At 68.4% G+C, this 10,243-nt stretch carries 8 protein-coding genes; 2 read left to right on the top strand and 6 right to left on the bottom strand.

The features are described 5' to 3' along the window. The coding region (gene dbpA / locus VL129_RS13435) for an ATP-dependent RNA helicase DbpA (RefSeq protein WP_325413509.1) at positions 1-1,176 on the bottom strand (1,176 nt) is incomplete at its 3' end. 127 nt (positions 1,177-1,303) lie between these two features. On the opposite strand from dbpA, the gene VL129_RS13440 reads away from it, so the two are divergent. Together VL129_RS13440 and rarD are read left to right on the top strand one after the other, a co-directional pair. Continuing rightward, the gene (locus VL129_RS13440) at positions 1,304-1,789 is read left to right on the top strand and encodes an AlbA family DNA-binding domain-containing protein (RefSeq protein WP_325413511.1); all 486 of its coding nucleotides are present in this window, start codon (positions 1,304-1,306) and stop codon (positions 1,787-1,789) included. 62 nt (positions 1,790-1,851) lie between these two features. Further along, positions 1,852-2,733, top strand: coding sequence for an EamA family transporter RarD (gene rarD / locus VL129_RS13445; protein ID WP_325413513.1), 882 nt, complete (start codon positions 1,852-1,854; stop codon positions 2,731-2,733). Positions 2,734-2,738: 5 nt separating this feature from the next. Here the strand turns inward: rarD and paeA are convergent, their stop codons facing one another. The 5 genes from paeA to VL129_RS13470 form a co-directional block, all read right to left on the bottom strand. Beyond that, positions 2,739-4,079: a polyamine export protein PaeA gene (gene paeA / locus VL129_RS13450; protein ID WP_325413515.1), complete on the bottom strand. Its 1,341-nt coding sequence runs from the start codon at positions 4,077-4,079 to the stop codon at positions 2,739-2,741. 75 nt (positions 4,080-4,154) lie between these two features. Next, complete coding sequence (gcvT, locus tag VL129_RS13455) at positions 4,155-5,270, bottom strand: glycine cleavage system aminomethyltransferase GcvT (protein ID WP_325413517.1); 1,116 nt, start codon at positions 5,268-5,270, stop codon at positions 4,155-4,157. A gap of 124 nt (positions 5,271-5,394) precedes the next feature. Next, positions 5,395-6,771: an L-serine ammonia-lyase gene (locus VL129_RS13460; protein WP_325413521.1), complete on the bottom strand. Its 1,377-nt coding sequence runs from the start codon at positions 6,769-6,771 to the stop codon at positions 5,395-5,397. A 46-nt stretch (positions 6,772-6,817) separates the two neighbouring features. After that, positions 6,818-9,673 (bottom strand): aminomethyl-transferring glycine dehydrogenase, encoded by a 2,856-nt coding sequence (gcvP, locus tag VL129_RS13465; RefSeq protein ID WP_325413523.1) that lies wholly within the window; start codon positions 9,671-9,673, stop codon positions 6,818-6,820. Positions 9,674-9,832: 159 nt separating this feature from the next. Beyond that, positions 9,833-10,243: DMT family transporter (locus tag VL129_RS13470; protein ID WP_325413525.1), on the bottom strand; the 411-nt coding region annotated here is incomplete at its 5' end.

The following is a 10,243-nucleotide window of genomic DNA, read 5'->3' on the forward strand; positions in this document are numbered from 1 at the left end:
GCCGCCGCCGATGTTGAGGGTGATCATCGGCGGGCGCAGGCGTTCGGTGGCGTTGTTCTTCAGGCTGTCGAGGTTCTTCCAGTTCAGCGGGCGCTGCTGCAGTTCCTCGATGGCGCTGGCGCGCTGGGCTTCGGACGGGGCAACCAGGGAAACGGCCAGGCCTTTCTCGCCGGCGCGGCCGCTGCGGCCGATGCGGTGGATATGCACTTCAGGGTCGCGGCTCAGTTCCACGTTGAGCACCAGGTCCAGTCCGGCGATGTCGATGCCGCGCGCGGCCACGTCGGTGGCCACCAGAATGCTCAGGCTGCGGTTGGCGAACATCGTCAGCACCTGGTCGCGGTCGCGCTGTTCCAGGTCGCCGTGCAGAGCGGCGGCGCTCAGGCCGCGTTCCTTGAGGAAGGCCACCAGCTCGTCGCACTGGATCTTGGTCTGGCAGAAGGCGATGGTGGAGGTGGGCAGCAGGTGGTCGAGCACCTTGGCCACCGCCTGGTAGCGCTGGCTGGCTTCCACTTCGTAGAAGCGCTGCTCGATCTGCGCGTTGTCGTGCTGGCTTTCCACTTCCACGCGGGCGGGCTTCTTGAGGAAGCGCGCGGCCAGTTGTTCGATGCCTTCCGGGTAGGTGGCGGAAAACAGCAGGGTCTGCCGGCGCGCCGGAGTCTGTTCGATGATGGCGGTGATGGCGTCGATGAAGCCCATGTCCAGCATGCGGTCGGCTTCGTCCAGCACCAGGGTGTTGAGGCCGTCGACCTTGAGGGTGCCCTTGGCCAGGTGCTCCTGGATGCGGCCGGGCGTGCCGACCACCACGTGGGCGCCGTGCTCCAGCGAGCCGATCTGCGGGCCGAAGGGCATGCCGCCGCACAGGGTCAGCACCTTGATGTTGTCGGCGGCGCGGGCCAGGCGGCGGATTTCCTTGGCCACCTGGTCGGCCAGCTCGCGGGTGGGGCAGAGCACCAGGGCCTGGCAGCCGAAATAGCGCGGGTTGAGCGGGTGCAAGAGGCCGATGCCGAAGGCGGCGGTCTTGCCGCTGCCGGTCTTGGCCTGGGCGATCAGGTCCTGCCCTTGCAGGATCAGCGGCAGGCTCTGGGCCTGGATCGGCGTCATGGCGGCGTAGCCCAGCTCGTTGAGGTTGGCGAGCATGGCGGCGGAAAGCGGCAGGGAATTGAAAGCGGTGGTCACGAGGGGCGGCCTGAAAACAGCGGAAAGGCGCGCAGTGTAACAGGGCGTGGGGTTCCGCCGTTGGGTGCGCAGCCCCGCCGCCTCGGGTTACGCTGCGCGGCACGACCCCGGACCCGGTCAGGCAGGTATGAACGACACGATTCTCGAACTGGACTCCCTCGGCCCCCTCGCCGAAGGCGTGCGCCTGGAGTGCAAGCTGGCCCAGGGGCGCCACGGGCAGGGCGAGCTGCCGCGCGATTTCTGGCCGACCTATTCGGCGTTCGCCAATACCGAGGGCGGCGTGGTACTGCTCGGCGTGCGCGAGCATGAGGGTCGTTTCAGCGTGGCGGGCATTCCCGAGCCGCAACGGTTGCGCCGCGAGCTGCTGGATGGCCTGGAAAACCCCGCGCGGGTGAGTGTCAACCTGCTGGGCGAGGACGACCTGCAGGAGGTGCGCATCGACGGCAAGATCCTGCTGCGCGTGCGCATCCCCGAGGCGCCGGCGGCGCTCAAGCCGGTCTACCTGAATGGCGACGTGCTGAACAACACCTACCGGCGCGTCGATTCCAGCGACATGCGCCTCACTCCGGACGAGGTGCGCACCTGGCTGGCGGCAGGTCGCCCGCACGCCTGACGCGCTGGCTTTGCGGTCGGGGCGCGGCCACACTGGCGCCTCGTTTTTGCCGGAGAGAAGTTGTGTCCCGGGGTGTGCTGTTGTCGGTCATGGCGTCGGTGCTGTTCGCCGCGCTCTATTACCTGTCGACCCTGCTGGTGCCGCTGAGCGGGCAGGAGGTGTTTGGCTGGCGCGTGCTGCTGACCTTGCCCTGTCTGCTGCTGTTCATGGCGGTCGGTCGTGACTGGACTGCGGTGCGCGAGCTGGCCGCTCGTCTGCGGGCGCGGCCGCTGCTGCTGCCGCTGCTGTTGCTCAGCGCCGCGCTGTTCGGCGTGCAGCTCTGGCTGTTCCTCTGGGCGCCCATGCAGGGGCGCGGCCTGAATGTCTCGCTCGGCTACTTCCTGCTGCCGCTGACCATGATCCTCACCGGGCGCCTGCTGTTCGCCGAGCGCCTCAGCCGCCTGCAGCAGCTGGCCACGCTGTGCGCCGTGTTCGGGGTGGGCAACCAGTTGCTGATTGTCGGCGGGCTCGCTTGGGAAACCTGGCTGGTGGCTCTGGGCTATCCGGCGTACTTCGTCCTGCGCCGGCGGCTGGGCACCGACAACCTGGGCGGCATGCTGTTCGACATGCTGCTGATGTTGCCGGTGGCGCTGTGGTTCGCCTGGGCGGGCGGGCAGATGCTGGGGCATTTCGAGCAGGCGCCGCGCCTGTTCCTGCTGGTGCCGCTGATGGGCGCGCTGAGCGCCTGGGCGCTGATCAGCTACCTGCTGGCCAGCCGGCATCTGACGCTCGGCCTGTTCGGCCTGCTCGGCTACGTGGAGCCGGTGCTGCTGGTGCTGGTGTCGCTGCTGCTGGGCGAGCGCATCCAGCCGGGCGAATGGCTCACCTATATCCCGATCTGGGCAGCGGTGCTGGTATTGGTGCTGGAAGGGGCCCGCCATCTGTGGCGGCGGACCCGGCGCTAGGGCGGTTATCCACGCGGATCCACAGGGTTATCCACAGGCGCTTTTGCGGCTGCGGAGCCGTCACCGGCGCGGGTGACCAGCACCTGGTCGATCCGGTAGCTGTCCACGTCGACCACCTCGAAGGTGTAGCCGCCCCAGGTCACGCTGTCGGTGCGCTTGGGCACCCGGCGCAGCATGGTCATCAGGAAGCCGGCGAGGGTTTCGTATTCGTCTTCCTGGGGCGTGTTGTCGATGTCCAGGGCGCGCTTCACGTCCTGGATGGCGGTGACGCCGTCGATCAGCCAGGAGTTGTCGTCGCGGCGCACGATCTGTTCCTCGTACCAGGGTGACACCAGGTCGCCCATGACGATGCTCATCACGTCCTTGAGGGTGATCAGCCCGACCACCAGGCTGTATTCGTTGACGATCAGCGCGAAGGTTTCGCCGGTCTGGCGGAACTGGCGGAGCATTTCCGAGAGGGTCAGGCGATCCGGCACCACCAGCGGCTTGTGCACCAGCGTCGGGTCGTCGAAGGCGATGGGCTGGTTGTTCAGCACGCGCTGGAACAGCTCCTTCACCGTCACGTAGCCGACGATGTGGTCAATGTCGCCATCGCAGACCGGGTAGTGGGAGTGGGGCTCGCTGGCGATGCGGGTGCGGATGTGCTCCTCGGTGTCGTCCAGCAGGAAGTAGAGGATGCCGTCGCGGTGCGCCATGGCGCTGGGCAGGGTGCGGGTCTCCAGCTCGAAGACATTCTCGATCACCTGCTGCTCGCTGGCCGCCAGCGTACCGGACAGGGCGCCGGCCTGGGTCAGGGCGAGGATGTCGTCGGGGGTGACGCTTTCGTCACGCTGGCGCGGCAGGTTGAACAGCGCGATCAGCCCGCTGACCACCCACGCGTAGAACACCACCAGGGGTTTGAACAGGGTGTTGAGCACCTGCATCGGACCGATCACCAGGGTCGCCAGGCGCTCGGGGATCGCCATGGCCACCTGCTTGGGAATCAGGTCGGTGAAGACGATGAACAGCGAGGTGGTGAGCACGAAGGAGATGATGAAGCCGATGGCGACCGCCTGCTCGGCAGGCAACTGGGTTTCCAGTAGCCGGGTGAACACCGGGGTGAGGAAGCCCTGGCCGACGATGCCGCCGAGGATCGCCAGGGCATTCATGCCGATCTGCACCACGGTCAGGTAATGGCCGGGCGCCTTCTGCACATGGATGACGCGTTGCGCGTTGTGGCTGCCTTCGTCGACCAGCTGGCGCAGTTTCAGGGGGCGCGAGGCCGCCAGGGCGATCTCGGCGATGGAGAAGAAGGCGCTGGCCAGGATGATGCCCGCCAGCAGCAGAAGACTCTGGGTCACGCTCATACACAACAGCTCTGAAAAGAAGACGCGCGAGGGTAGCACGCCGGACATGCCCGTTTAGTGACGGGCATTTGCCGTTCAACCCCGGTAATAGCGCTGCGCAACGAAGGGCATTTTGCTGACCGCCATGGTCACCTGTTTGCCCCGCACCAGCGCCTGTACCTGGGTGCCGAGGCCGGCCAGGTGGTTGGCCACATAGCCCATCGCCACGGGCGCGCCGAGGCTGGGGCCGAAGCCGCCGCTGGTGATGCGCCCGATCGGCTGTTCCTGTTCATCCACCAGCCGGGTGCCTTCGCGCACGGGAATGCGTTCGGCGGGCAAGAGCCCGACGCGCTTGAGCGCCACGCCATCGCGAAATTGCTGGAAGATGCGCTCGGCGCCCGGGAAGCCGCCGGCGCGCGCGCCGTCCGGGCGCCGGACCTTGGAAATGGCCCAGCCCAGGCTGGCTTCCACCGGCGTGGTCTGGGTGTCCATGTCGTGGCCGTACAGGCACAGGCCGGCTTCCAGGCGCAGCGAGTCGCGGGCGCCCAGGCCGATGGGTTGTACCTCCGGTTCCTCCAACAGGCGACGCGCCAGCGCCTCGGCATGCGCGGCCGGCACGGAGATCTCGAAACCGTCCTCGCCGGTATAACCGGAACGGCTGACGAAGCAGGCATGGCCGAGCAGCTCGACGCGGGCGATCTGCATGAAGGTCATCTGCGCGACCTCGGGCGCCAGGCGGCTCAGCACCGCGGCGGCCTGCGGGCCCTGCAGGGCGAGCAGGGCGCGGCTGTCGAACAGCGCCTCGATCATGCAGCGCTCGGAAAGGTGGCGCTGCAGGTGTTCCAGGTCCTGCTGCTTGCAGGCGGCGTTGACCACCAGCAGCAGGCGCTCGTCGCCCAGGTTGGCGACCATCAGGTCGTCGAGGATGCCGCCGTTGTCATCGGTGAACAGGGCGTAGCGCTGCTGGCCCACGGGCAGATCGAGAATATCCACCGGCACCAGCGTTTCCAGCGCGGCGGCCGCCTCGGCGCCGTGCAGCACGATCTGCCCCATGTGGGAAACGTCGAACAGCCCGGCCTGGGCGCGGGTGTGCAGGTGCTCCTTGAGAATGCCGGCGGGGTAGTGCAGCGGCATTTCGTAGCCGGCGAACGGCACCAGGCGGGCGCCGAGTTCCTGGTGCAGCGCGTGCAGCGGGGTGTAAGCCAGGGTCATGCGTTTCTCCTTGAGTAGGGTGGTCAATGTCTGCATTGGCCACCAGCCATGCCGGCACGAGGCGCTTTCGGCGGCTGGAACAACGTCGACCGCTCTACGTCACGACGCGCACCTGCCGGGTGAATCAACACTCGATGATGTTCACCGCCAAACCGCCCCGGGCGGTTTCCTTGTATTTGCTCTTCATGTCGGCGCCGGTCTGGCGCATGGTGGCGATCACCTTGTCCAGCGATACGTAATGGCGCCCGTCGCCGCGCAGCGCCAGGCGCGCGGCGTTGATCGCCTTGACCGCGCCCATGGCGTTGCGTTCGATGCAGGGAATCTGCACCAGCCCGCCCACCGGGTCGCAGGTCAGCCCCAGGTTGTGTTCCATGCCAATCTCGGCGGCGTTCTCCACCTGCTGCGGGCTGCCGCCAAGCACTTCGCACAACGCGCCGGCGGCCATCGAACAGGCCACGCCGACTTCGCCCTGGCAGCCCACCTCGGCGCCGGAAATTGAGGCGTTTTCCTTGTAGAGCATGCCGATGGCGGCGGCGGTGAGCAGGAAGCGCACCACGCCATCCTCGCTGGGCGACTGGGCGAAGCGCATGTAGTAGTGCAGCACCGCCGGCACGATGCCGGCCGCGCCGTTGGTGGGCGCGGTCACCACCCGGCCGCCGGCGGCGTTCTCCTCGTTGACCGCCAGCGCCCAGAGGTCCACCCAGTCCAGCGCGTTGAGCGGGTCGCGCAATCGCGGGTCAGGCGTTTCGCTGAGCTGCCGGTACAGCGCGGCGGCGCGGCGGCGCACCTTGAGGCCGCCGGGCAGGATGCCTTCGTGACGACAACCGGCGGCCACGCAGGCCTGCATCACTTGCCAGATCTCCAGCAGCGCCGTGCGGGTGTCGGCTGCGGAGCGCCAGGTGGTCTCGTTGGCGGCGATCAGCGCGCTGATCGGCAGCTCGTGTCGGACGCAGAGCGCCATCAGCTCGCGGCCGCTGTGGAAGGGGTAGGGCAGTTCGGCGCGGTCCTCGACGATGCGCCCCGCGCCGGCGGCACTTTCGTCCACCACGAAGCCGCCACCCACCGAGTAGTACGTGCGCTCGCGCAGTTGCAGGCCGTGGGCGTCGAAGGCGCGGAAGATCAACCCGTTGGGGTGGTAGGGCAGCGGCTTGCGGATGAATTTCAGCTGTTCGCGTTCGTCGAAAGGCAGCGGGTGAACGCCCAGCAGGCGCAGTTCGCCGTGGCTGCGAATGCGCTCCAGCCGGGCGGGAATGGTGGTGGTGTCGATGCGTTCCGGCTGCTCGCCCTCCAGGCCGAGCAGCACCGCCTTGTCGGTGCCGTGGCCGCGCCCCGTGGCGCCCAGCGAGCCGTACAGTTCGACCTGTAGCGACGCGATGGAGCCCAGCAGCCCGTCGTCACGCAGACCCTCGGCGAAGCGCGCGGCGGCGCGCATCGGCCCCACGGTATGCGAGCTGGACGGGCCGATACCGATCTTGAACAGATCGAGCGCGCTGAGGGCCATGGGCGTTTCCGTGGCAAGTGAAGGCTGTTCTCAGTGTAGGGCGTCGCTACTCATAGGCCTCCACCGGCGGACAGCTGCACACCAGGTTGCGGTCGCCATACACGTTGTCGACCCGCGCCACCGGCGGCCAGTACTTGTGCTCCACCAGCTGCGCCACGGGGTAGACGGCCTGGCGACGCTCGTAGGGGTGCGGCCAGTCGCCGGCCAGTTCGGCGGCGGTATGCGGCGCGTTCTTCAGGGGATTGTCCTCGGCATCCAGGTCGCCGCGTTCGACCGCGGCGATTTCCTCGCGGATGCGGATCATCGCTTCGCAGAAACGGTCCAGCTCGGCCTTCGACTCGCTCTCGGTGGGCTCGATCATCAGCGTGCCGGGCACCGGGAAGGACATGGTCGGCGCGTGGAAGCCGAAGTCGATCAGTCGCTTGGCTACGTCGTCGACACTGATGCCGCTGCTGTCCTTGAGCGGGCGCAGGTCGAGGATGCACTCGTGGGCCACCAGCCCGTGCGCGCCGGTGTAAAGCACCGGGTAGTGGGGCGCCAGGCGCCGGGCGATGTAGTTGGCGTTGAGGATGGCCACCTGGGAGGCGCGGGTCAGACCTGCGCCGCCCATCATCTTCAGGTACATCCAGGAAATCGGCAGGATGCTGGCGCTGCCGTAGGGCGCCGCGCTGACCGCGCCGTCGCGCCGTTCCAGGCAACGGTGTCCGGGCAGGAAGGGCGCCAGGTGCGCCTTGACGCCGATCGGGCCGACGCCGGGGCCGCCACCGCCGTGCGGAATGCAGAAGGTCTTGTGCAGGTTGAAGTGCGACACGTCGCCGCCGAAGCGCCCCGGCGCGCACAGGCCGACCATGGCGTTGAGGTTGGCGCCGTCGATGTACACCTGGCCGCCGTGCTGGTGGACGATGTCGCAGATTTCGCGAATGCCGGCCTCGAACACGCCATGGGTGGACGGGTAGGTGATCATCAGCGCGGCGAGGCGCTGATGATGGGCTTCGGCCTTGGCGCGCAGATCGTCGATGTCCACGTTGCCGCTGGCGTCGCAGGCCACCACCAGCACCTGCATGCCGGCCATGCTGGCGGTGGCCGGGTTGGTGCCGTGGGCCGAGGCAGGGATCAGGCACAGGTCACGCTGCGGCTCGCCACGGCTTTCATGGTAGGCGCGGATCGCCAGCAGGCCGGCGTACTCGCCCTGGGAGCCGGCGTTGGGCTGCAACGAGACGGCATCGTAGCCGCTGACCGTGCACAGCAGCGCCTCCAGCTCGGCGGTGAGCTGTCGGTAGCCCTCGCTCTGCTCGGCCGGTGCGAAGGGGTGCAGGCCGGTGAACTCGCGCCAGGTGATCGGCAGCATCTCGCTGGCGGCGTTGAGCTTCATGGTGCAGGAACCCAGCGGGATCATGCTGCGGTCCAGCGCCAGGTCCTTGTCGGCCAGGCGGCGCAGGTAGCGCATCAGTTCGGTTTCCGAGTGATAGCGGTTGAATACCGGGTGTTCCAGGAACGGCGCCTGGCGCAGCAGGCCGGCGGGCAGGGCGTCCGGGGTGTCGGCCAGGGCGGCGAAGTCCGGCAGGCGCTGGCCATCGTGGGCGAACACCGCCCACAGGCGCTGCACCAGCGCCGGCGTGCTGGTTTCGTCCAGGGCGATGCCAAGATGCTGGTCGTCGATCTCGCGCAGATTGATCTCTTCCTCCCAGGCGCGCTCGAGCAGCACGGCGGTGTCCTCGCCGCTGGCCAGGCTGAGGCTGTCGAAGAAGTGCGGCTGCTCGACCGCGTGGCCCAGCTCGCGCAGGCCGGCGGCGAGGATGGCGGTCAGCCGGTGCACGCGGTGGGCGATGCCCTTCAGGCCCTGCGGCCCGTGGTAGACCGCATACATGCTGGCCATGTTGGCCAACAGCACCTGGGCCGTGCAGATGTTGCTGGTGGCCTTCTCGCGGCGGATGTGCTGCTCGCGGGTCTGCATCGCCAGGCGCAGCGCCGGCTGGCCGTGACGGTCCACCGACACGCCGACCAGGCGGCCGGGAATGTCGCGCTTGAAGGCTTCCCGGGTGGCGAAGAACGCCGCATGAGGGCCACCGAAGCCCAGCGGCACGCCGAAGCGCTGGGCGCTGCCGATGACCACGTCAGCGCCCAGCTCGCCGGGCGGGGTGAGCAGGGTCAGGGCCAGCAGGTCGGTGGCCACCGCCACCAGGGCATTGGCGGCGTGCAGGCGCTCGATCCACTCGCGGTAGTCGTGGATGTCGCCCTGGCTGGCGGGGTATTGCAGCAGGGCGCCAAAGAAGGCCGACGGGTCCTGCAGGGTCAGTTCGTCATCCACCACCACCTCGATGCCCAGCGGCGCGGCACGCGTGCGCAGCAGGTCGAGGGTCTGCGGATGGCAGCGGTAGGAGGCGAAGAAACGGTTGCTGGCGCGGTTCTTCGACAGGCGCCGGCAGAAGGTCATGGCCTCGGCGGCCGCGGTGGCCTCGTCGAGCAGCGAAGCATTGGCCACCGGCAGGCCGGTGAGGTCGCTGATCATCGTCTGGAAGTTCAGCAGCGCCTCCAGGCGCCCCTGGGAAATTTCCGGCTGATAGGGCGTGTAGGCGGTGTACCAGGCAGGGTTTTCCAGCAGGTTGCGCAGGATCGGCGCCGGCGTGTGGGTGCCGTAGTAGCCCTGGCCGATGCAGCTGGTGAAGACCCGGTTGCGGGTGGCAATCGCATGCAGCTCGGCCAACGCCTCGGCCTCGCCCAGTCCCTCGTCGAGCGGCAGGGGTTTCTCCAGGCGGATGCCGGGCGGCACCACGGCATCGGTCAGCGCTTCAAGCGAGGCGTACCCTAGCGTCTCCAGCATGGCGCCGAGCTCGGCCGCGCGCGGGCCCAGGTGGCGGGCGACGAATTCGTTGCGGGTTTCCAGCGGGTGCGACGGGGTCATCGGCGATTCCTTCTGCGACGCGGCGGCAATTGCCAGAGAGTGTTGACCCCGTGCCGGGGTGCGTCCAGTGGCCGAAGGTCGCTGCTGGGTGCTGAGTTAATACCACCCCTTCATGCGCCTTAGTGGTGGCGCGCTACCCCCGTGCGGGGCGGGCGGCGCCTAGCTGCGCCGCAGGCTCAGCAGCACGATGCCGGTCAGCACCAGGGCGCCGCCCAGCAACTGGATGCCGGCGAGCATCTGGTCGAGGATCAGCCAGCCCAGCAGCAGGCTGGCCACCGGTTCGATGTTCAGCACCGGCGTGTTGTGGGCCATGTCCAGGCGCGGAAACAGCACGAACAACAGGCTGAACGCGCTGCCGTAGAGCACCGCCAGGGCGGCCAGGGCGAACCAGCCGGAGGTGCTGGCGGGCTGGCTCAGTCCGTCGGGCATCAGGCCGCCGGCGCCGATCAGCGCGGTGGCCAGGAACACCACCAGCATGGTCAGCAGGCTGCGCAGCGCGCCGGGCACCGCGCCGAGCTTGTGGTCGGTGATCCATAGCGCGCCGGCGAAGGCGCAGGCGCCGCAGAAGGC

The organism is Pseudomonas sp., assembly GCF_035497915.1.
Lineage (GTDB): Bacteria > Pseudomonadota > Gammaproteobacteria > Pseudomonadales > Pseudomonadaceae > Serpens.